Raw genomic sequence first — 24,128 nt, 5'->3', positions numbered from 1 at the left:
TTATAATTGGTCTATTAATTCGTATATTTTAGGATTATGCTTTTTGATCTTAATTTTAACAAATTTTGATGCTGGCATATTACTTCCCCGAACAACATTATTAATAGAAACCAACACGTTGGTTTCAGGAAAATAAGTCATGGTGTTCCCTTCTGGTATCTGGTATGAAACGATAATGAATAATGGAGCGATCCGTTCGATGCCGTTGTCATAATTAAACAAATCTACCTTTTCCCCATCGGCAAATCCCGCTTTCTCAATATCTTTTTGATTCATAAATATTACCCGACGCTCATTCTTAATCCCTCGGTACCGATCGTCAAGCCCATATATAGTCGTGTTAAATTGGTCATGCGTACGCGTTGTCGCCATCATATATTCATCCGGAGCTAGTACATTTTCAGGTATGGATGTTAGGGTAAATGGAGCCCGATCGCCAAATTTCTTGGTAATGAAGTTCCCTTCTCGTGCAGCATTAGGCAAATAAAATCCTTCTTTATGCCGCACCCTTAAATTATAATTCTCAAAACCTGGGATGCACTTTTCAATGTCGTCCCTTACCGCATCGTAGCTATTGGCATAGCGTTGCCAGTCGATAACCGACCTCCTCCCTAAAGTTGCAATCGCCATTCGGCATACAATCTGTGTTTCGTTCACGAGCTTATCCGATATTGGCTTTAGCATGCCCTTAGATGATTGTACTACGCCCATTGAATTTTCCGTACTCACAAACTGTGGTTCACCATTAACCATGTCGATATCACTGCGTGAAAAGGTTGGAAGAATCAATGCTTCCTGCCCATGCACCAAGTGGCTTCGGTTAAGTTTGGTAGAAACCGAAACGCTTAAATTAAGCTTCCTTAATGCTTTAGCAGTAAAAGTAGTGTCGGGTGTTGCCGATAAAAAATTTCCACCCATACTAAAAAAGACTTTCACTTTGCTTTCGTGCATAGCTTTGATTACCCCAACCACATCGTATCCATGTTCACGGGGAGGATCAAAGCCAAAAACTTTTTGAATGCGATCCAACTGTTCGTTACTGGGTTTTTCGTTAATCATCATGGTTCGATTGCCCTGAACATTGCTGTGTCCCCGAACCGGACAAACACCAGCACCAGGCTTACCTATGCTTCCTTTAAGCAACAGTAAGTTTACGATCTCCTGAATCATCTCTACTCCGTTAGGTTGCTGAGTAAGCCCCATTCCCCAACAAAAAATAATCCGCTTTTTGAATGCCAGCATTTGGGCAGCCTCATAAATTGCAGCTTGTGATACCCCAGAGGCAGCTGCAAGATCTTCCAGTTTGTAATGGTCAAACTGTTTGATAAAGGCATCGTACCCAATAGTTTTATCTGCAATAAATTTTTGGTCAAATACCTCGCCTGGAGATTTTTTTTCAAAATCAATCAGCAGGAGCCCGATAGCTTTTAAAAGCTCCATATCACCATTTATTTTTACAGGCAGATAAAGATCTGCAAGCTTAGCACCACTTCCAATAATGCCATTTATTTGCTGCGGGTTATGAAAACCCATCAGTCCGGCCTCTGGCAAAGGATTAATCGCAATGATTTTTGCCCCGTTTTTTTTACCTTTTTCCAATGCACTCATCATTCTGGGCGCATTGGTTCCCGGATTTTGCCCAATGATCACAATCACATCTGTATCGTAAAAATCATTTAGTTTTACAGTTCCCTTTCCAATACCAATGGTTGGCAACAAAGCAGTACCCGATGTTTCATGACACATATTAGAGCAATCTGGCATATTGTTGGTACCAAATTCTTTTGCGAATAGCTGATATAAAAATGAAGCTTCGTTACTCGTTCTGCCAGAGGTATAAAAAGCAGCTTGATCCGGTGTTTCTAGTGCATTTAGATGTTCCGCTATTTTTTTAAAAGCATCATCCCAGCTGATAGGCTGATAATGAGTGCCGCCTTTTGGCAAATAAACAGGTTCGGCCAATCTCCCTTTACGGCCTATTTCAAAATCCGTTAATTTGGCCAGATCGAAGACAGAGTTCTTTTTAAAGAAGTCTGCAGTAACTTTTTTGGTAGTTGCTTCCTCTGCCAGAGCCTTTGCCCCATTTTCACAATATTCGCCCAAAGGAGATCGATCATCATCTGGATCAGGCCAGGCGCAGCTTGGACAATCAAAGCCTCCCATTTGATTCATCCTAAACAAAGCCCTTGTACCACGAATGGGTACCCCCTCCTCAAAAAGATCACCAAATGCCGCCATCACAGCAGGAATTCCTGCAGCCCATTTTTCAACCTTTGTTAATTTCAGGTCTAATAATTTGTATGGATTTTCTGCAGCCGGTTCTTTTTTCTCTTTTTCCATAGCTCATTTGTTTAGTAATGGATTGGGAAAATTATCACTCTGGTCCTCTTCAACATTATCAAGACAAGTAAAGTCTTTTTCAATGAGTAAGCTAACAGGCCCCTTCCGATCATCAAAACCCACCCTATCTGTATTGTTGAGTTCATCAACCATTGTTTTTGGTATGCTTAGTACAATCCGATCGCCAATGTAATCAGCCGACAGACCATCACCATCTATAGTTTCAATGGCATACACCAGCGTTTTACCCACAAACTCAGAACGTTCCTCTAGAAAGCCTTCAGATCCCAGCTTTGCGACGTCAGATTTGGTCAGTCTATATCTCAGCGAGTTGCCTTTAATTCTAATTTTCATCTGTGTTTTATTTGTTTTTCAATTGCGACGAAGCTATCAGATTTTTCACGCCGCTATGTGGTTTGAGAAATCATGATGGTTTCGTACGATGTTGGTATTAATATTCTACTGCTTAAATTGTAAATATTGAACCTGTCTTCTTTAAGGAAACCCAAAAGCGTAATATCAAATTCCGCAGCAAGTTCCACTGCAAGACTCGATGGCGCGCCAATGGCTGCAACGATTGCAATGCCAGCCATGGCGGCTTTCTGAATTAATTCAAAACTTGCCCTTCCGCTCAGCAATAAAATATGCCGATCCAATGGCAGGTCGTCGTTCAGTAACGCCTTGCCAATTAACTTGTCAAGCGCATTGTGTCGCCCAACATCTTCCCGCAACAGTACTAAATCACCTTTGACAGTAAAAAGTCCTGATGCATGAATACCTCCGGTAGCTGCAAATCCGCTTTGGGCTGCACTTAACTTTCCTGGCAATTCATATAAAATATCTGTTGATAAATTTAATTGAGGTTTATCCTGATTACTAAAGGCGCTAACTGTTCTAATGGATTCAATAGAGCCTTTTCCGCATACGCCGCAACTAGAGGTGGTATAAAAATTCCGGTCGGATTGCTGCAACTGAGGCATGAAATTTTCAGCGAGTTCCACCTGCACAATATTCTGCTTTTGTGAGGAACATTTCATATCTAGGTGATAGGCATCAGTCACATCCTGATAAGAAGGAATGATTCCTTCTGTAAATAAAAAACCTATTGCGAGTTCCAGATCATTACCTGGCGTGCGCATGGTTACAGATATGTTCTTTTGTATCCGCTCTGACCGGGGGCCATAAACTATTCTTATTTCAAGGGGTTCTTCTACGGAAAGTAAATCCGATAACGGTGTACTTGTTAAACCATTAACCTTTCTAACAAGTATCTGCTTAATGGAAACTAATTCTAAATCCTCCATTTCCGTACGGTTTTAATAAAATAATCGTTCTTAAAATTAAGAAAAAATCAGTCTAAAAAGAATTGTATGAGAGATATTCGCTCTTTTATGGTGATATTTTCACATGCTCCAATCTTTCTGAAAACGAACAAAGCGCACAAAAACGAATAAAACGTACAGAAACGAAAATTACGACAGGTGGCTTTTTTATTTCCACGACATTAATCACTTAGTGTGTTATAATTATCGAAATAAGCCTTCCATTTTTCAGAAACAGGGAGATAACGGACGTCTAGTTGATCAAGCGCATACTTCATACTATGCTTGCGCAGTTCTTGATTCATATACAAGGCATATATCTTGTCCAATGCCTTTGCTGAATATATGCCGCATAGCGGTTCAGGTTGCTGTTCATTCACAAAGACCAATGCATCAGCCGGCTTATCGTTGTACCGGTGAACAAGGAAGTCTAAAAGATCAACTTCCATGTTTATCATGTCACAGGCAAGTACAAGTAAATCTTCCTTCGGATAAATAAGATGCACGGATAAGATGCCTTTAAGTGGACCTCCGATAGACAAGGCAGGATCATCTGTGATTAATGAAGAGGTTGAGAAGAGAATTTGGTATATTGGTAATTGTTGTGTATTTACGGATATAGAGACAGGAATTAGTAATGATGACAACTTAGCAAATGCTTGTTGCGCCCATGTTTCTTGTCCATTTTGCAACAAACCTTTATCCTTACCCATTCTTAGGCTTTGACCACCTGACAGAACTACTCCAATCATTTTTATCAGTTTATTGAAACAAACTTAAACATTCTATAAGCATAATTACTATCCAATAAGCATAGAATTTTGCTTTATTTCTATGATTTAACATAAAAAAAAGCAAAATTGCGTCAAAAAAAACGTATTTTAATAGCTTGTTCTGGAAGCAGTTCCAATTATTGATTCAATACAGGTAAAACATGCAATAGATTGCAACAATTTAATTAAATACTAATGATAACAGATTCTTTTGGACGAGTGCACGATTACCTGCGGATATCACTTACTGATAACTGCAATTTCCGCTGCTTCTACTGTATGCCAGAGGAAGAATATGACTTTACCCCAGCTTCAAGGCTGATGCAGACAGAAGAGATTGTTCAGCTTGCAAAAATATTTGTAGAACAGGGTGTAAAAAAAATCAGGTTAACCGGTGGAGAGCCTTTGGTGCGTAAAGATGCAGCCGCGATCATAACTGCTTTAGGCAAGCTTCCTGTAGAATTGGTGATCACCACCAATGGAACGCGTATTGCAGAAATGCTCCCTGCACTAATTGCAGGCGGCATTAAAACAGTTAACATTAGTCTAGATACTCTTCAGCCAGAAAAATTCTTATTCATTACACGTAGAGACCTGTTCCATCAGGTACGTAGCAATATAGAACTGCTTTTACATCACAAAATTACTGTTAAAATAAATATGGTAGTGATGAAAGGGCTCAACGATAATGAAATTAAAGATTTTATAGATTGGACAAAACATAATCCCATCCAAATCAGGTTCATTGAATTTATGCCATTCAGCGGGAATAAATGGACCAGCAATAAAATGTTTTCCCTTGATGAAATACTGGCTACCATAGCTAAAGATTTCACCATGCTTCCGGTTAAAGCCGCACCACACGATACAGCAAAAAGTTTCATGATTCCGGGACACGAAGGTTCTTTTGCCGTTATAAGCACCATGACAGCACCATTTTGCAGTACTTGTAACAGGATGCGGTTGACTGCTGATGGGAAGCTCAAAAATTGCCTCTTCTCTGATGGAGAGACAGACCTATTGGGCCCTTTAAGAAACAATCAAGACGTTCTTCCGTTGATCCAAGCTTCTATTTGGAGTAAGAAAAAAGAACTTGGCGGACAGCTTATTGAGCATTTCGAAAAACTGGATGCGGACTCTATCAAGAACAGAAGTATGATTACCATAGGAGGATAATTTAAAATGATAAGCGTCAACGAGGCAAAACAACTGATTTCAGATCATACTCAACCGTTGCAAGCTCTAAAATTAAGTCTAAAAAAGGCTTCGGGGCACATTTTAGCTGCAGACATCTATGCGCGCTATGATATTCCGGCTTTCAAACAATCGTCTATGGATGGATATGCTTTGGTTTATCAGGATTCCTCATCAGAATTAGAAATGATCGGGGAAATGGCCGCTGGCACCAGCCAACTGTTGTCCATTAACCCCAATCAAACCACCAGGATTTTTACCGGAGCCCCCCTGCCTGAAGGTGCGGATACAGTTGTGATGCAGGAAAAGATCAGTAGACAGGGAAATAAGATCACGCTTCAGGATCCAAAGCTGTTGCCCGGAGCAAATGTTCGTCAAATAGGATCGGAGATTAAAGCCGGAGCACTTGCCATGCAAAAAGGAACCGCGCTAGGCCCCGCTGCTGTAGGATTTCTGGCCGGAATTGGCATTCAGGATGTGGAAGTTTTCCCGATGCCTAAGGTAGCCATCATTTTAACAGGTAAAGAACTTCAGCAACCTGGCATGGAGCTTAATTTTGGTCAGGTATATGAATCTAACTCCTATTCCTTAACTGCCGCAATAAAAAATGAAGGAATCACTGAAATTGAAGTAACAGAGGCTGATGACAATCTGGAAATACTAACAGATGTGCTTAGGTCAGCATTACAGGAACATGATGTTGTTCTGCTTACCGGCGGTGTGAGCGTAGGAGATTACGATTTTGTACTGGAAGCCTCAAAGAAATGTGGGATTGAGCAGATCTTTCATAAAGTAAAGCAAAAGCCAGGTAAACCATTATTTTTCGGAAAAAAAGATCAAAAACTGATATTTGGTTTACCGGGAAACCCATCTTCGGTTCTTAACTGCTATTACAATTATGTATTGCCGGCTCTGAAAGCAATTTCGCACAAAGAAAATAGCGTAAAAGAAATAAGTGCCGAACTGACGCATGACTGTCAAAAACCGGCTGGGCTTACCCATTTCCTTAAGGGAAGTTACAAAAATGGCAAGGCAACACCATTAAATGCTCAGGAGTCGTTTCGGTTAAGCTCTTTTGCACTGGCAAACTGCCTGATCTATCTTCCCGAAGAACAGAAGGATTTCAAACAGGGAGATGTGGTAACCATTATGCAATTGCCTAACTAGAACCATGACTGGGCGATTATCTTGCAATTTATTAGCAAAATCAGCATTTTAAGGGTAAATTAGCATTATGGAAATTCAGATTATCAGTTTTGGAAAAATATCCGAATTTATAGCACATCAGAAGATCGAAATCTCTGACATCCGCAATACCGATGAGTTAAAAGCTTATCTGGAAACATCATTTCCATTGCTTAGCAATATGAAATATAAGCTTTCCCTGAATAAGGATATTGTTCAGGAGAATATGGCGATTTTAAATCAAGATACAATAGGCATCATGCCGCCTTTTTCAGGAGGATAATACCATAGAAGTGGAAAGAAAAGTAAAAAAAATATTTATTGACGGAAGGATCGAACCTGCATTCATAGCTGATAGTATTTCCAAACACAGCGCAAAAACAACTATTGGCGGTCACAGCATATTTATGGGACAAGTGCGGAAAGATGAGATTGAAGGAAAGCTTGTGGCAGCCATTGAGTATACAGCTTATCAGGAGCTGGCACTAGAGAAAATGCATCAGATCAGGGAAGATATTTTTCAAAAATATCCGCTTCATTGCATGCATGTTTACCACAGCCTGGGCACAATAAAAGCGGGTGAGATCTGCCTTTTTGTATTTACCTCATCTACACGCCGCAAACCGGCAATAGATGCCTGTGCAGAAATCGTGGAGAGATTAAAAGCAGAACTGCCAATTTGGGGCAAAGAAATATTTGAAGACGATACACATCAATGGAAAGAGAATAGCTAATATGGTAAACATTACAAAAAAATCAAGCACACTAAGAATAGCTATTGCAACTGCTACAGTAAAAGTATCTAAACAGGAAACCATTGCAGCCGTTGAACAAAGAAAAATACCCAAAGGCGATGTTTTCGAATTTGCCCGTGCGGCCGGACTTTTGGGTGTAAAAAAAACGAGCGACCTCATACCTGATTGTCATCCCCTTCCAATAGAATATACCTCCATTACCTACGAAATTGATGGACTAAACATCCATATTACTGTTGAAGTGCATACTATTTACAAAACAGGTGTAGAAGTTGAAGCCATGCATGGTGCCTCCATTACTGCCCTCACCATGTATGATATGCTCAAACCCATCGATAAGGGTGTTGAGATTCAAAATATCAGGTTGCTAGAAAAATCCGGTGGTAAATCTGACCTCAAGAATTTACAGTTTCCAGATATCAAGGCAGCTGTAGTAGTCTGCTCTGATTCTATATTTGCAGGTAAGGCTCAGGATACATCAGGAAAAGCCATTGTTGGATTATTGGAGCAACTTGGCATCGAAACACTCAAATATGAGATCCTTCCAGATGAAGTTGACAGTATCAAAGAAAAGGCTATTGAACTCTGCGGAATTGAACATCAGCTCCTGATTTTTACAGGAGGTACCGGACTTTCTCCGAGAGACGTCACGCCAGAAGCCATTAGCCCCTTAATTGAACGTAAAATTGATGGAATTATGGAAACAGCGCGAAGATACGGTCAGGAACGCATGCCTTACGCCATGTTATCCCGTGGTGTTGCAGGATTTATAGGCGAAACACTTGTACTCACCTTTCCAGGTTCGAAAACTGGGGTAGAGGAATATATGTCGGCCTTGTTTCCACAATTACTGCACCTTTTTAAGATCAATAAGGGGCAAAAACATTAAACCTTTTGTCCAGATTTTTCCCTAAAGTATTTCTATATATCCGTCACTTCCGTTCAGCCTGATGCGCTGACCATCTCTGAGCAGCTTTGTAGCATTGTCTACTCCAACAATTGCCGGCAATCCATATTCGCGTGCAATTACTGCTCCATGCGTCATCATTCCGCCAACTTCTGTAACCAGACCTTTTATCGATACAAATAAGGGCGTCCAGCTGGGGTCCGTGAAGGTGGTAACCAATATATCTCCATCTTCCAGGTTTGCATCTTCCATATTTAAGATTACACGTGCCCTACCCTCTATCACTCCTGAAGAAACCGCCAGACCTGCAATAGCATCGGTCGGAAGGTTTTTTTCATGCTTGTATTTACCCGAAACAATTTCACCGTCTGATGTGATCACCCTTGGCGGGTTTAGTTTTTCGTATGATTTGAACTCGTCTTTTCTTTTGCCGATGAGCTGGTTGTCTGGCTTATGGGTACGTACCATTTCGCGAAATTCTTCAAAGGTAAGATAGTAAACATCTTCCCTATCTGGAATGATGTTGGCTTGTGCAAGTTGTTCCGCTTCTTTCAGCAAAGCCTGCTTATAAACGAAGAAGCGATTAACTATCCCGTATTTTGGATATTCGCGATAACCTGCAAAACTCCTGAGCAGGCTGATCATTTGTTTTGTCTCCCTGATTTTTTGTTCTCCATCTGGTAATGATGCCAACCGGCCTACTAATTCTTCTTCTTTTTTCAGAGCTTCCTGTCGTCCTTGTTCAAATTTTCGCTTGCCGGCCCCAGATTCAAAGTTTTTAATATTGCTCAAAATTAAAGGGACAAGTATAGTAGGGTTTTCGCTCCAACGGGTTTTGGTAATATCGATCTCACCGGCACATCGCATACCATATTTATCGAGATATGCGTCAACAGCGTGACGGGCGTCTTGTCCACCGTTAAACTTAGCAAGTTCGTCCAGATAATCATCTGCTTTTACCTGTTGCAAGTATTCAATTATTTCCGGATAAGGGCGGATTACATCCGCTACATCCAATAGTGCCAAACCCATCTCCGAAGTAATATTGTTTGATACGGATTGAGAAAGTATGTCTGCCACATTTTTTTCACCTAGCCATTCGCTCATCTTTTCATTGAGCCACGATGAAGCATTCATTGCAGCTATGATCACACCCATATGTTGTGCCTCAAATATTGTCTTCTTTGATTGCTGGATATCTTCCAGAATAAAATCAAACACATCCGTTCCTGATTTCGTTTGGATGTTTTGTTTTAGCGCTTCTACCGATGTCTCATTGTGTTTAATCAAGTCAACAACGATTGCCGGGTCGTTTCCCACTTGCGCCAAAATATCCGTGGACGATATACCCTTAGTACTTTTAACCGGCATAGGTGCTTTTTCATCATTTGGTAACGATTTTATAAAATCTCGCCGCTCTGCAATGGTCAGAAGCGCCTCTTTTATGAGCGGATCATGTTGCCCCATCGCCTCTAATAAATTTTCCCTGCCAGCAGGTGTAGCCAGAGTATCTGCAACATCAACAAACAGCCTTCCTCCAGCTTTGAACATGGGTCTGGCAGCTCTTAACTGCCATAGCGACAATCCCAGTGGTTTCATAGGGTCAGTCATCATTTGCTGATGACCAACAGATATATAAACATGGTTCTCCTGATCATCCGCTTCGGGGATCGGGTAAAAGGTAGTAATGGGCCGGCTCTGCACAATATAAAACGTATCATCCGCCAAACACCACTCGATGTCTTGTGGGTTACCGAAATGCGCTTCGATCTTTCTACCCATGCGTTCCAACTGTAAAATCTGCTCATCCGTTAGCGCCTGGGCATTCTGCTGATCCGGCCCGATTTCCTGCTCCTTCGTGCCTCCCTCTTTTAAAGCATAAATAGCCAGTTTCTTATTGGATATCTTCCTATCGATAATATTGCGCTCAGAAACTTTATAATTATCTGCATTCACAATTCCGGAAACCAATGCCTCGCCCAATCCAAAACTGGCCTCAATAGATACTATTTTTCTGTTTGAGGTAACCGGATCTGCTGTAAACATAATTCCTGCCACATCCGGGGAAACCATTTTCTGAACAACAACCGACAGGTGGACCTTCCTGTGATCAAATCCGTTCTGCAAACGATAAGTTACAGCCCTATCTGTAAACAGTGACGCCCAGCATTTGCTGATGTATTTTAAGACTGCCTCTTTACCAATAATATTCAGATAAGTGTCCTGCTGCCCGGCAAATGATGCAGAAGGCAGATCTTCCGCCGTTGCACTAGATCGTACAGCAAACGCATCCTTTTCATCAAACTTTGTGAGAAATCCTACAATCTCTTTCTCCATATCTTCAGAAATGGATATTCCTTCGATAACCTTACGTATTTTGTTGCTAAGCTCCCTGATTTTAACTCGCTCTTCTACCTTAATATCACTTAATTCATCCAGCAAACTGTTAAACTTCTGATTATTTTCAGTTATTCTTTTATACGCTTCAGTGGTCACGCAAAAACCTTCCGGCACCCTTATTCCTTTGATTCCAACGAGTTCTCCCAGATTGGCGCCCTTCCCTCCTACAGTCATAAAACTTGATCTGTCGATGTACTGAAAACCAATTACATTTGTGTCCGTTTTTCCTGGCTTTTTTGCTGAGTTGAGTTTGTTATCCGGTATCATACTGATGGCTTTTAGAGATGTGCAAAGCCAAAAATATAAGTTATAACGTATCAAAATGCCGTTTTTCAACTATATTTTTTCAAGCGCAATAATGAGAAAAGTATCAACGTTATCTATACAAACAGAGCATAATAGCAACCATACGGGGTTCTACTTTAAATCGACTCCAGCTTACTTTTTCCCAGATTTATTTTCCAAAAACTCCCATTCCAGCAAATGAGAAACTTGATGCTCTTTCTTAACGATCTCGTCAAAACGCTTGGTTAATTCAGGATGTTCTGAAGCAATATCTGTTGTTTCGTTCCGATCTGTTTTCAGGTTAAAGATCTGCCATGGATTATTTAAATTCTTGCGAAGATTTACTTTTACACCTTTCCAATCCCCCATCCTTATTGCCAGTTGTCCTCCCTTTTCAGGGTATTCCCAATAGATATAATCGCGCTGCTTCTGCTCTTTATTTTTTCCCAACAATGTTGGCAGTAAAGATATACCATCTGTATTATTCGGTTTTGTACCCGTTATCGCGGCAAAAGTAGCCATCATGTCGAACTGTGCAGATACAAAATCACTGGTCGTATTTGCAGGTATCTTACCAGGCCACCTGGCAATAAATGGTTCTCTGATCCCTCCTTCATATACATCCATCTTTAATCCACGCAAGCCATCGACACTGTTAAAGAACTTAGCATTTACCCCACCATTGAATGTGGCTCCGTTATCGCTTGAAAACATAATGATCGTATTGTCGTCTAGCCCTAGCTTTTTAATTTCGGCCATAATAATCCCAACCTGATCATCCAGATAAGTGATCATAGCAGCATAGGTTGAATATGGGTACTTAGTTGGTGCGTATCCCTGTTGTCCGTAGTAAGGATACTCATTGAACTGCCCTATATACTTTTTAACATATTCATCAGGTGCTTGTAACGAAACATGTGGAATAGTATAAGGCATGTATAAGAAAAACGGCTTCGATTTTTGCTCATTAATAAAACGAACAGCCTTTTTAGTCATTATGTCTGGCGAATACACTTTGCCTTTGTAATAATCAAAATCCTTATCGGTCGCTTTTGTAGAATCGAGACCTTTATGGACGTACATATAAGGATTATCAAGCATAACCTTCTCATCATTTTCCCAAAGGTGAGAGGGATAAAAATTATGGGATTGCTTTTGGTCCAGGTATCCATAATAATAATCAAATCCTTGCTTTAAGGGTGACCCTGTTGTGTTGTTCATTCCTAAACCCCACTTGCCGGTTAGAGCTGTGACATAACCAGCTTCCTTTAACATTTTCGGAATCGTAAATGTTCCTTCGGGCAATGGCATCTGCCCGGCTTCCAAGCTATCTGGGAAACCGCCCATTTCATAGTTACCACGGATGTAAGAATGGCCACCGTGTTTGCCAGTCATTAGCATGCAACGGGCGGGAGCACAAACTGGTGTACTGGTATAATGTTGAGTGAATTTCATCCCCTCTTTGGCCAGTTTATCCAAATTAGGAGTCTTAATCTTTTTCTGTCCGTATGGGCCAATCTCAGCGTAACCCAAATCATCCGCGTAGATGTAAATGATATTTGGTTTCTTTTGTTGTGCCTTTCCCTGCGAAAAGACGAGTTCAGGAAATAGCAACAGTAGTGCAACTACAATGTGTTTTATCTTGACAATGTTCATCCTCTAAATACTTTAATAGCTAAAGTAATAAATAATGAAGATGACCAGGTCAAGAAAAGTCAATAGGAGTTTCTTATTAAGGGGTGCCAAAGAAATATTGGCACCCTTTTTTGATGTACACTACTTGCTACAAGACATCTCTTGTGGCATTTTTAATTCTAACCGTTACCTCGTAAGTTCCCTCCTGATAGATTCGGAAAGTAAATCGCGGATTAATGCTATAGCCTCGGTCTGGAGTTGGAGTAAGACCTGGGTCGAGTTTGGCAAAGTTGCCTGGAATTCTGTAATAAATGGTATAACCCTGTCCAGGAGGGCCCGCAACAAGCGGGAATGGAACTACTTCAAAGTTACAGGCCATTGTAGAATCTGTTAATACGAGGGGATGGAACCTGGCAAAAGTATCAAAGCTATTCCTGTCTCCACGTTTGATGAACTCATTTTTCTTTGGATTAAATGGAGTGCCGTTTTTATCTACTATTTTTAGAATAATCAATGTACCTTCGTTGGAAGTCTTTTTAATCTTAACTTCTGGCTCTCCAATATCCCCAGACGCGCTGGATCCATCCTTAAACCACGCACCGCCCCCTGCAGATTGCTCCGCTACGGGCCCATCATATAAAGAAAACTGGCCAATGTTTTTAAAATCCTTTGAACCATTCTCATTGGTTGCCCGAATATCAAATTCATAGGTCCCAACAGCCACATTTGCGGTTGTTCCATAAAAAGTAAATGCTCCGGTATGTGTATTAAATTCAACCGGCGGTGCGTTTAATAATTGCCTGTGCTTATTTAGCAATTCAACAGTTGTATCCCTATTCACATCAAACTGAGAGATAAAAATATACCGCTCGTAGTTTGTATATAATAGTTCTGCATGTTTTTTTGTAACCGCATCACGAATATCTAACAATTCATAAGTTACCGGTGCACTGGAGCCATCATTGTCTACCGGCTTAGTTTGAACTGTTATGCCTTTTTGAATTTTTATTGGGCTATCCCGGTATCTGATCTGATTGCTGAGAAAACCGTTTTCGACTTTTTTACAAGAGAATATGATCCCCATCGCTACAAAGCCAAATGTTATAAGTTTTATATATCTTTTCATATTATTAGCTTAAAATCATTAATTCTTGATATCACCGAAAAAAGTAAACGTGTGGTTGTTATTTACCACATGTATCACACCGGTGTTGGTAATAATCCCTGAGGTTTGCACACGTGCCTGCAGCAATTGTTCAGGATCAACCAATGGGAGTTGTGTAGAGTCAGTAGGAATGGTACCCGTTCCATCCTCCTTTTTAACTATTTTAGTGAGGTAAACATATTTTGGTTTAACTGGGAAGATGTTAGGGTCGGTATAATCTGTTGTTGGAATGGCCTGAATTAACCTGAATTCCCCATCGTTAGATTTCCTTAATTTCCCCACTTCACTTAGTGCCTCTACGGGGAGTCTGTCTTTAAACAAGTAAGCCCTCAAAGAATCCTTCAGCTCTGGGAGCTTTAAAGAATCGAATGTAAAAACAAGGTTCTCATCATTTAATTTAATACGCAGATGTGCCTGTTTTTCTTTAACATAATTACTTATAGCGTAATTAGTTAAAGCAAAAACCGTCCCACTGGCATTTACTTCATCTTTTAGACCCATCCGATCTACCATGATGATGAGCGTATCAAACAGCTTTTTGGTTTTTAGATAATCGTATGTGGTCATATCAACCTTAGGGTTGTAAAGACTACCACCGATCACATAATCTTTCTTGCAAGAGTAAACAGTAACCACTGTGACTATTGCAATGCATATCATAATTAATTTTTTCATATCTGATTCATTTAATGATTAAAGCCTTCCTTGCCAGTATGGCGTTTGTGTTAACGTAAAGTCGTCTTTGAACATTCCAGGATCTATTGGCCATAACCAGCCACCTTCAGGAGTGCCATTCATGAACTGGTCTTTAAAGCGTTCGTTATAGGTAGGAAGTGTTTTGGTTCTTACCATATCGTAGTAAGACTGGCCTTCGAAATATAGTTCACGAAGCCTTTCTTCTAGGATTGTTGTGCCCAAAGCTGTGCCTCCCCCGACATACTCAGCAACCTTAGCTCTTTTTCTGATGGCATTGAGCAGTATAACCGCCTCTCCATCACGACCCAATTTGTTCAACGCTTCTGCTCGTAGCAAATAAATATCTGCCAAACGGAATATGATCAGGTTATTGGATAGCCTCGGATCATTTTTTGCCGAACCATCGGCGTAGGTTACATTAGAGAATTTAATGGTCTGACCCTCTGACGACTGCGCCTGGAAGAAGAAAGTTCTATACCTGATATCAGTAGTATCTTTATAGATTTTATTGATGTAAGAGGTATTTACAGGCCATTGAATATCTGCCTTGTTGGCTACATAAGGTCTTCTTAGAGTTGGGGCATACCCTCCTCCGTTTAAAGAAATACCTTCACTTTGTCCATAGCTGATGTTGATCTCGAAGATTCCCTCAAGAGATTTACCGATAAACACTTTTGAATAGTTTGTAGAGTCGCTTAAAGCATACCCTCCATTCTTAATTACATCATCCGAAGCGATTTCGCTCCCTGCATAATCTCCTGTCCAGGCTTTTATGTGTGCTTCCAAAGCAAGTGCACTTCCCTTATTTGCCCTTACAGCTCTTTGATTTTCATCACTGTAACCAAAAACAAGATTAGCTTTGGCAAGTTCAAGATCCTTGATGCATTGAGCAAGCACTTCGGCCCCAGGTGTACGAGGAATATTTTTTGCCTGATTAATATCAAGATCAGGTTCAAGTCTTAACGGAACATCGCCCCATATTCTGCTCATGTAGAAATAAGTGAAAGCACGAAGAAAATAAGCTTCTCCTATGATACGTTTCTTATCATCCTGATTGGTAAATTTCTCGATAGCGATACCTGGAACCTTGTTAATTATCAAATTTACCTGCTGTAACAGTTGATAATAAGATTGCCAGTTCCAGTTCCCGGAACCTACGTTTAAACCAGTAAATTCTCCATTTGAAATGTTATAATTTTGATTGTCCCTATCAGATCTGATGCTAAATTCACCTGAAGGCGCATCACCATACACATGCCACGAATAATTGTTTAGCAATACCCTTCTTAGAGAAGAGTATGCTCCGGAAATGGCACTATTTGCATCTTGTCCATTAGTAAAATAAGCTCCGGTAAAGGTCGAATTATGGGGTTCGAGGTCCAGAATTCTTTTGCAAGCAACAGAGCTGATGACTAGTATTAAAAGCAAAAGCCCTGTAATATGTTTTTTGAAATGTATTTTCATGATTTCATATTTAATAAATGATAAAACTATTAAAGCCCTATTTCCAGACCTATCGTATACTTTTTAGGTATGGCGTAACCGCTGCCGTTGTAAATACCAAAGGCATCAACCTGCTCAGCATCCGGTAAATTGGCCGATTGAAAAATATGAAGGTTATCTGCCATAGCATACACCCTTAGCCTGCTTAATGATAGTCTTTGTAATACTTTTGGCTTAAATGCGTAGGCTAAAGTGGCCGTTTTTATACGGATATAAGATCCGTTTTCAACCCATCGAGAGCTTACTGCAGCGTATTTGTAACGCGTGCCAGAGAATGAACTTAAAGAAGGATAATTTGCATTGTCTCCCGGATTCCGCCAGTAATTAATGCCATTTAAATATGGAAATGCATTGTTGCTTAATGCGTGCAAAGGATCAGGATCACCATCATCTGTTGGTACTAAATGCGAGAGCTTTCCTACCAGGTAATCGTTATAGATATCTCGTCCTAACGTAAATGTCGCAAATACGGAAAGGCTAAAATTCTTATAGCTGAAGGTATTTACCATACCTCCTGTCATTTTTGGATTTGGATTCCCGGCAGGTACATAATCTGTAGCGTCAAGAATTCCGTCTCCGTTCTGATCCTTCCATATTGGATCTCCACCTTTAAAAGGATATCCATAAAAGCTCAGCACACTTCCGTCGATGGGATTTACAGGAACATCTCCATCAGTGGCATATATGCCTGTTTGCTCAAATACATTATACTGATTGATAGACTGCCCTTGTCGCAAAAGGAATTTATCTAAATAGATATCCCGGCCACCATTTGGCAGCGATGTGATCAGATTTTTATTGAAAGCAAAGTTGAAATTGGTTTCCCACTGAAATGCTTTTGATGGATTGAAATAATGAGCAATGAATTGAGTTTCGATACCACTATTTCTTGTACCAATGGCATTTGAAGTTATAGTTGAGTAACCTGTAGTAATAGGGAGTGCAAGTGTAAATATTCCCTCGGTCGTATTTCTGACATAAGCATCGGCCACAAAATTAAATCGGCCATTTAAAAAAGTCAGGTCTACACCAATATTCGCTTGTTTTGAATGCTCCCAGGTAAGTTCACTGTTTGACAAACCTCCTGAAAAGTTTGGAGACACTGAAGGAACTCCATTATACGTATTCGATTCGTTTTGACCTGTTGATGGGTTTGAGCTACCCGGGAAACTGCCCGCCCCAACGTTATAGGTATTGAACGATAGGTAACTATCGCCACCATCCGGTTGTCTGCCTGTGATACCATAGCTACCACGAATTTTAAATAAGGTTAACCAGGAGCTGGCACCTTTCATAAAAGGTTCATCACTAACGATCCATCCAGCGGAGAATGATGGAAAGAAACCTACCCGGTTACCTTTACCAAATTTTGATGATGCATCGGCATTTATTACGCCCGAGAACAGATATCGCCCCTTAAAATCATAGTTAGCTCTGAAAAAGGCAGTTTGGATACCGCTTTCGATCAAATCTGAATAGGCATAAGAACCCATTTTATTGATCACTTTTACTACACTAATCTGATCGTTAGGTATACCATCAGCCTCGGCATATGTTGCCCTGTATTGATGGAACTCTGTATTCTGTCCGGCAAGTAAATTTAAATGATGGGTATCATTAATAGTGGTCGAAAACTGAATGGTATTGCTCATCAAATAGTTTGCAGAATTGTCTACAAAGCTCGTTGCATACCCTGTTCCACTTCTGCGAACTGTTCCTGGTGTGAAAGTATCCTTTCTGCTATTTGCAGTTTCATAAGATATGATGGTGTTAAATAACCATTTGTCAGAGATTTTCCAATCGATGGTCGGACTTATGCTTAAGCTGTTATTGGTATTGGCATCTGTTTGGATATTTGTATTTCCAAAGATGAAATCTCTATTTGCATCAGGGAGAAAAAGATTTGAAGATGGCAGTGGACTGCTTGCATAGTATCCTCCATTAAAAGGGCTGTTACCTCCGCTTAAATCACTAACAGATCTTGGTCTGTCGAGACGGTTATAGCGAATCTGAACACCAACGTCCAATTTAGGGGCAAGTTTTACGCCCATTCTGCTGTTGATACTATACCTGTCGAAACCTGATTTTTTAATGATACCGTCTTCAGAATAATAATTTAACCCATAACGATAAGTAAATTGCTCTGTACCACCGGTAAATGACAGATCATAATTATCCACTTTACCAGTCTGATAAAGTTGGCCTCTATAGTCATTCGCATTATTAAAAGCACTGTTTAAACTATCAGTAAGTATTTGAGGAATGTTTTTTAGGTTATCATACGTTCCATAATGGTTGATCAGTTCCATTTTTGCGCGGCCTTCTTCTGCTCCTATCAGTACCTTATCAAGGTTTGGGCGTTCTGTAATACCATGGTAGGTAGAGAAATTAATTTGCGTTTTTCCGGTTAATCCTTTTTTTGTTGTGATAAGAATAACTCCATTGGCTCCACGAGATCCATAGACTGCTGCAGCTGATGCGTCTTTTAAAATATCGATGTTCTCAATATCACTAATAGGTATACCTGCTAAGACATCTGTACTGGTTCCGTTACCAAAATTCAAAGCCGCAATATCCTCCGTACTCTGCATTACGTTATCCACTACATATAGCGGTCCGCTAATCGCTCTGGCCAAGCTGGCTTTACCAGAAGCCGAATTGGGATTATTGTCGATGTTTCTGCTCACGGCGGTATTTCCGCGCAATACAACAGTACTTCTTACCCCTGGTTCGCCTGAAAAGTTCTGCACGTTTAATCCAGCAACACGACCTTGCAATAAGGTACTTAGGGACGGCGCCGGAACATCAGCAATAGATTTAGGATCAACTGAGGTTATAGCAGCACTGGCCTTTCTTCTGGAAACTTTCTGGTAACCAATAACAACTACATCATTTAACGTCTTTTGATCAGATTCCAGCTGAATTTCGATATTGGTATCACCAGCTTTTACTACAATTTCTTTTGCTTTATAACCAAGCATACGAAACACGATTGTACTTCCAACAGGCATGTTTATTGAATAACGCCCCTGATCGTCTGTAGAACTGCCGTTGTTGGTACTCTTATTTATTACCGACACCCCTGGTAATGGCTGATTGTCGGTTGCATCTTTAACGACACCGTTAATATGGATTGCTGTGGTGGATTGGGCGTAGCCACTAAAAAATATAGTTCCTAGTGCTATCTGCAATAGCATTAGTACGCCTAGTATTTTATTCTTATATAAAATTGCATTCATGAATTTTAAATTAATACCTGCTCCCTATTTGTCATCAGGAGTCCAGGAGTTCAGATTGATTGGTTTGGTTTGAAACATTAAAGTTTCCATTGGTTGGTTTAATTTTGATTGTTAGGTTATTCCATAGGCTAAATTGTTTTAGTTAGATTTATTTGTTTAATAGTCGGTTTATTATTATATGTTGATAATTTTTAGGTAAAACGATTTAGCTATTTAGAACTAATTTGGCTTAAATGTCAAAAAGTGAGCAAAAAAAGTTTGGTTTTTAAATAATCCGAATGAAAATCAGGCTACAAAGAATACAACACCCAACAATTCAATTATTTCATGAAGCTAAAGTAATATAATTTTAAATTCACTGGTATTTATTTTGATATTTTTAATAAAAAAACTTCAAAAACTAATAAAAAATAAAATAAATTAAATAAAAAAGCGTAAAAATATATGCTATACAAGAACTTAATACTCTATTTAACAAAATAAAAGCAACAAAACAACATTACAATTAAACTTAATAGAATATTTACTGTCATTGGCAACACAACAGAATATCTATTAGGAATATCTCAATAAAACCTAAGCTACTGACCGTATTTATAACTTTGAAATTCGTTTGGAGACATGGCAGCATGTTGCTTATAAAGACAAAACAATCCATTTATAAAAAACCGTATACCGGCTAACCGGTATACGGGTAAATATTCTTGATTTTATTTCTATGCGTTTTCAGCCGCCTTAACAATCATTTCTGCAACAAGTTCAGGTTGTGACATAAAAATAACGTGGCTCCCTTTAACTTCTTCGACAACGGTATTTGAACGTTTGTACATATTTCGCTGAATTTCAGGATTGATGCTTTTATCTTCAGTTGCAATTAATCCATATGAAGGTTTATTTCTCCAGGCAGCATCTGTAATTGGAGTTACAAAACCCTTTGCATAAAACGCACCCTGAGAGGCATACATAAACTCAGCTTCTTCAGCATCGATATCCGCACAGAAACCTGCGTGATATTTGTCTTTATCATAATAAACTATACCTTTTTCATCAGGCGGCAAAACGCCGTTTTCTGGTGCTGGCGGAGCAGTTTGCAGCCATTCCAAAGCTGATTCTCCATTATCTGGCTGGAATGCTGCGATATAAACAAGTGCAGCCACATTTGGATGATTCCCTGCTTCGGTAATTACAGCTCCACCCCATGAATGGCCAGCAAGAATAGCTGGTCCTCCTATTCTATCAAGCGCCACATGTGTAGCAAGGACATCATCCTCAAGTGAGGTTAATGGATTTTGTACCACTGAAACATTGAAACCTTTTTTTGTCAATACGTTATAAAGTGCTTTATAACCAGAACCATCAGCGAATGCGCCATGTACCAGAACAACATTCTTAACATTTAAATTTTCCATCGTTTTATTTTTTTATGAGTGATTGAACAATACAAAGTTGCACCATAAATTCTGGGTTAGGAATGGACAGTCTTCCCGAAGGATTGTAATTTTTTCCCTTTTTAACTTATTGTAATTAGAATAACTATCGTAACCGTAACTTAATCCTCGCTTAATCCGGATCATTTACCTTCATCTACGATTTAAAGTAGTGAAATGGCAATCTCTGGCAAGAAATTCAGCATATTCTGTATTAGTTGGCTCCTGCTTTCATTGCAATTTATTGCTTGTCGGAAATCTGACCCAGAAAAACCAGATTACCCTGCAGGTTCCAACGAAAAAATCAACAGCTGGGTATTAGACAGCATGCGGGTATACTACTATTGGCAAAATAGTCTACCTTCTAATCCAGAAATTACTAAAGCTCCTTTGGATTTTTTTTCATCAATTAAAAGTACTGAAGACAGATTTTCGAAATTAGTCAATCCAACTTTGCCAGAAAGCTACTATCCCTCACTGGTACATAATTTCGGATTTGACCTAGCGATTTATCGCGATAGTTCGGGAGAAACTAAGACGGTAGTGACTTTAGTTGTACCTGGCACTATAGCAGAGCACGATGGGCTGAAAAGAGGAAGTATTATTCTAAGTATTAATCAAACTACTCCGTCGGCTATAAATGCACCTAACCTCATCGCCGCAAGCATTAAACAGCGTAAAATAGTATTAAAACTTCAGCAAGGAGAAGAACTCATTCTCGGAGCAGCAATTGTGGCTGAAAATCCTGTATACAAATATAAAATCATCAGCAGTACCGGTAAATCTATTGCCTATCTGTTTCTAAATTCTTTCGAAGGGCGATCAAAATATGACCTTCAGAATGCTTTTGCCTATTTTAAACAAAATAATGCAACTGAACTCATATTAGACCTTCGATACAATCCAGGAGGAGATATCGCCATGAGCGCGGTAATGGCAGCCGCTATTGCACAGGTTCAGGCATCTGACGTATTTATAGAGTACAGGGGTAATAAGAATGCCCCCTTAAGAAGGGAAAATTTTGCCAGTACGATAGCCAATATTTCTGCAGGATACAATTTCAGTTTTGAAGAAATAGCTTCTATGCGCCTACAAATAAAACAGGTATTCATTTTAACCGGAAACCATACTGCTTCGGCAGCTGAATTTTTGATTAAGGGTTTAAGACCCTGGTTAAGCGTAATTCAGGTCGGGCAGAAAACCTTGGGCAAAGACATGGCTTCCTTTCAGATCAAGGAGAACGAGAATACCCATACTTTGGCCAATTGGAGCATAGAGCCTATGGTATTTAAATTATTTAATAGCAATAGTGAGGGAAATTACCCCACTGGCCTAAACCCTGATATCACAGTAGATGAATTCAGCGAAGATTTGATCCCTTTTGGTGATCAGGCTGATCCGCTGATAAAAACCGCAATCGGTCGAATTGCAGGAGAGTCACTAAAAAGATCGTCCTTAAGCAAGGACAACATCCAGATACTATTCGATTCAAGGGACATGATAGATCAGATCGGTAGATCTGTTAGTGTTACAAAAGTGCAAAGCCCACCTAAAGGATTAACAAATAGATAATTGTAAGTTAACTTAACTATGAGGTGCCTTAAATACTTTTGTGTACCATCAACCCTTATATTAAATGACCAATGAAAAACTTAGGACACAAAGTTGTGGAGGGCTTCATCAATGGCAATGAAGAATCTTTCAATCAAGTTTTTGACGTATTTAGTCGCTCCATATGGTCGTTCTTTTATCAAAACACTCGATCGAAGGAAATCACCGAAGAGCTGGTGAACAACACCTTTATGAGGTTATGGAAATACAGAAGTAATATAGAGCCTGAAAAGGGTATTAAAAATTACCTAAATAAAATTGCACGAAGCATATTTTACAATTGGCTGGAGCAAGTTTCCAGAGATGAGAAAATGAAAGAGCGGTATAGCTCCGATTGCAAGCACAACGAGCAAAATCAACAGGAATGCAATGACCTTGATACATCAATTGACCTTAAACTCTTAATTGATCATGTACATGCGCTTTTGCCAGAAAAAAGAAGAAAAGTCTTCCTCCTTTCCAGATTTGGCGGTATGTCTTATGCCGAAATCGCCTCACATCTTTCTATTGGAAAAGAAACGGTAAAAGACCACTTGTCTAAAGCATCGCAAACACTTTCAGCATTAAATAAGACGGGAGACTATATTTAAAATATATTTTACCCTCAAGCCCCCCTTACCCACAAGTTGTACTGTATATATTCATGTAAAGGCAGTTAATTGAACTGTCTGAATAATATACAATGGATAACGATAAAAGAAAAGAACTGCTCGAAAAATTTGCGAACAGAACATTAACGCCTAAAGAGCTTGACGAGTTTTGGATGATGATAAAATCCGGAGCACACCAGGAACTTTTGGACGAGGATATTGATTTAGAGCCTTTAAATGTCAGAGAAGTACCTGTAGACATAGATGAGTCCTTGTCAAATATAAAAAATAGTCTCTCTAGTCAGATTGCACAAAAAAAACACCCACTAAAGCTTATTTACAAAATCACCGCAGCTGTAGCAGCCATAGTTTTACTTGTTGGAGGGTTTAAAGGTCATCAATATTTCAATTATATACAGGACACAAAAACTTTTATTACGGTAAATGTTGCCGTTGGTAAAATGCAGAAATTGATTCTGGCGGACAGTTCAGTTGTTACAGTCTCTTCCGGATCAACTTTTAGCTATCCTAAAGCATTCACAAAAACAGAACGACGCGTTTTTCTTACAAATGGAAAGGCATTGTTTGAAGTAAAAAAAGATCCAAGTAAACCATTTAGTGTAGAATCCGGAGACTTACAGACTACAGCTTTAGGAACTTCTTTTACCGTTCAATACAATGAGAGTTACCAGTGGGAAAAAGTAAGCCTTTATACCGGAAAAGTAGTCATCAAACCGAGGAACAAGGCATCTAAACAAGCACCCGTATTCCTTACCCCAGGCAAGGCCTACGAATACAATTATGGCAGTGGAAACATGAGTAGGTTTGATGTGGTTGTTAATGATCCAATTGGCAAACCAGAATTACTTTTTGAGCATACTTCCCTTAATGAGGCCTTATTTAGAATTAGCTCTTATTACAAAATAAGGATTGACTTCAATCCCAAAACCACACTTTCATTTACAGTTAACGGAGATTTCAGCAATCAAACTGTTGATGAAACATTAAAAAACCTTGCATTTATTCACCAATTAAAATTTAAGAAAACTGACAGTTTAAACTACAGATTAATGAAGAAATAAGCTACTAAAAATTAAATCT

19 protein-coding genes are annotated in these 24,128 nt (G+C 39.5%); 8 read left to right on the top strand and 11 right to left on the bottom strand.

All coding sequences use genetic code 11. From position 1 onward, the window contains the following. The 4 genes from AC1DDK_RS06015 to mobA form a co-directional block, all read right to left on the bottom strand. Entirely contained in the window at positions 1-2,340 is a 2,340-nt protein-coding gene (locus tag AC1DDK_RS06015) for an FdhF/YdeP family oxidoreductase (RefSeq protein WP_288879166.1), read from the bottom strand. 3 nt (positions 2,341-2,343) lie between these two features. Beyond that, positions 2,344-2,694 (bottom strand): DUF7009 family protein, encoded by a 351-nt coding sequence (locus AC1DDK_RS06010; RefSeq protein WP_172660106.1) that lies wholly within the window; start codon positions 2,692-2,694, stop codon positions 2,344-2,346. Positions 2,695-2,747: 53 nt separating this feature from the next. After that, positions 2,748-3,644: a formate dehydrogenase accessory sulfurtransferase FdhD gene (gene fdhD / locus AC1DDK_RS06005; protein ID WP_288879165.1), complete on the bottom strand. Its 897-nt coding sequence runs from the start codon at positions 3,642-3,644 to the stop codon at positions 2,748-2,750. Positions 3,645-3,844: 200 nt separating this feature from the next. Beyond that, entirely contained in the window at positions 3,845-4,414 is a 570-nt protein-coding gene (gene mobA / locus AC1DDK_RS06000) for a molybdenum cofactor guanylyltransferase (RefSeq protein WP_337716797.1), read from the bottom strand. 216 nt (positions 4,415-4,630) lie between these two features. Between mobA and moaA the strand changes: the two genes are divergently transcribed. The 5 genes from moaA to moaCB all read left to right on the top strand — a co-directional run bounded on the left by moaA (position 4,631) and on the right by moaCB (position 8,458). Continuing rightward, positions 4,631-5,611: a GTP 3',8-cyclase MoaA gene (moaA, locus tag AC1DDK_RS05995; RefSeq protein WP_288879163.1), complete on the top strand. Its 981-nt coding sequence runs from the start codon at positions 4,631-4,633 to the stop codon at positions 5,609-5,611. Positions 5,612-5,617: 6 nt separating this feature from the next. After that, positions 5,618-6,796 carry a molybdopterin molybdotransferase MoeA gene (locus tag AC1DDK_RS05990; protein WP_288879162.1) on the top strand — a complete coding sequence of 393 codons (1,179 nt, stop codon included), beginning with the start codon at positions 5,618-5,620 and terminating at the stop codon, positions 6,794-6,796. Positions 6,797-6,863: 67 nt separating this feature from the next. Beyond that, a complete protein-coding gene (locus tag AC1DDK_RS05985) occupies positions 6,864-7,097 on the top strand; it encodes a MoaD/ThiS family protein (RefSeq protein WP_288879161.1) in 234 nt (77 codons plus the stop codon). Between the two features lie 10 nt (positions 7,098-7,107). After that, complete coding sequence (locus AC1DDK_RS05980) at positions 7,108-7,548, top strand: molybdenum cofactor biosynthesis protein MoaE (protein WP_288879160.1); 441 nt, start codon at positions 7,108-7,110, stop codon at positions 7,546-7,548. After that, positions 7,511-8,458, top strand: a complete 948-nt coding sequence (gene moaCB / locus AC1DDK_RS05975) for a bifunctional molybdenum cofactor biosynthesis protein MoaC/MoaB (protein WP_288879159.1) — start codon at positions 7,511-7,513, stop codon at positions 8,456-8,458. The genes AC1DDK_RS05980 and moaCB overlap by 38 nt, the downstream gene beginning before the upstream one ends. Positions 8,459-8,479: 21 nt before the next feature. Here the strand turns inward: moaCB and ppsA are convergent, their stop codons facing one another. From ppsA to AC1DDK_RS05940, 7 genes are all read right to left on the bottom strand, one after another. Continuing rightward, the gene (ppsA, locus tag AC1DDK_RS05970) at positions 8,480-11,143 is read right to left on the bottom strand and encodes a phosphoenolpyruvate synthase (protein ID WP_288879158.1); all 2,664 of its coding nucleotides are present in this window, start codon (positions 11,141-11,143) and stop codon (positions 8,480-8,482) included. Positions 11,144-11,314: 171 nt separating this feature from the next. Next, a complete protein-coding gene (locus AC1DDK_RS05965; RefSeq protein ID WP_288879157.1) occupies positions 11,315-12,817 on the bottom strand; it encodes an arylsulfatase in 1,503 nt (500 codons plus the stop codon). A 127-nt stretch (positions 12,818-12,944) separates the two neighbouring features. Then, a complete protein-coding gene (locus AC1DDK_RS05960) occupies positions 12,945-13,922 on the bottom strand; it encodes a DUF5007 domain-containing protein (protein ID WP_216854330.1) in 978 nt (325 codons plus the stop codon). Positions 13,923-13,940: 18 nt separating this feature from the next. Next, positions 13,941-14,636 carry a hypothetical protein gene (locus AC1DDK_RS05955; RefSeq protein WP_288879156.1) on the bottom strand — a complete coding sequence of 232 codons (696 nt, stop codon included), beginning with the start codon at positions 14,634-14,636 and terminating at the stop codon, positions 13,941-13,943. Positions 14,637-14,654: 18 nt separating this feature from the next. Then, positions 14,655-16,121, bottom strand: a complete 1,467-nt coding sequence (locus AC1DDK_RS05950) for a RagB/SusD family nutrient uptake outer membrane protein (RefSeq protein ID WP_288879155.1) — start codon at positions 16,119-16,121, stop codon at positions 14,655-14,657. Between the two features lie 29 nt (positions 16,122-16,150). Next, a complete protein-coding gene (locus tag AC1DDK_RS05945; protein WP_288879154.1) occupies positions 16,151-19,399 on the bottom strand; it encodes a SusC/RagA family TonB-linked outer membrane protein in 3,249 nt (1,082 codons plus the stop codon). A 716-nt stretch (positions 19,400-20,115) separates the two neighbouring features. After that, on the bottom strand, positions 20,116-20,808 hold the full coding sequence (locus AC1DDK_RS05940) for an alpha/beta hydrolase (protein WP_172660090.1): 693 nt from the start codon (positions 20,806-20,808) through the stop codon (positions 20,116-20,118). Between the two features lie 195 nt (positions 20,809-21,003). Here AC1DDK_RS05940 and AC1DDK_RS05935 point away from each other — a divergent pair, with 195 nt between their 5' ends. The 3 genes from AC1DDK_RS05935 (at position 21,004) to AC1DDK_RS05925 (ending at position 24,109) form a co-directional block, all read left to right on the top strand. Then, positions 21,004-22,398: a S41 family peptidase gene (locus AC1DDK_RS05935; protein WP_288879153.1), complete on the top strand. Its 1,395-nt coding sequence runs from the start codon at positions 21,004-21,006 to the stop codon at positions 22,396-22,398. Positions 22,399-22,469: 71 nt separating this feature from the next. Next, on the top strand, positions 22,470-23,027 hold the full coding sequence (locus AC1DDK_RS05930) for an RNA polymerase sigma factor (protein ID WP_172660088.1): 558 nt from the start codon (positions 22,470-22,472) through the stop codon (positions 23,025-23,027). Between the two features lie 92 nt (positions 23,028-23,119). Continuing rightward, positions 23,120-24,109 carry a FecR family protein gene (locus AC1DDK_RS05925; RefSeq protein ID WP_288879152.1) on the top strand — a complete coding sequence of 330 codons (990 nt, stop codon included), beginning with the start codon at positions 23,120-23,122 and terminating at the stop codon, positions 24,107-24,109. The last annotated feature ends 19 nt before the right edge of the window (positions 24,110-24,128 follow it).

It is taken from the genome of Pedobacter sp. 05T44 (assembly GCF_056395985.1).
This window is presented reverse-complemented; position numbering and strand designations above follow the sequence as displayed.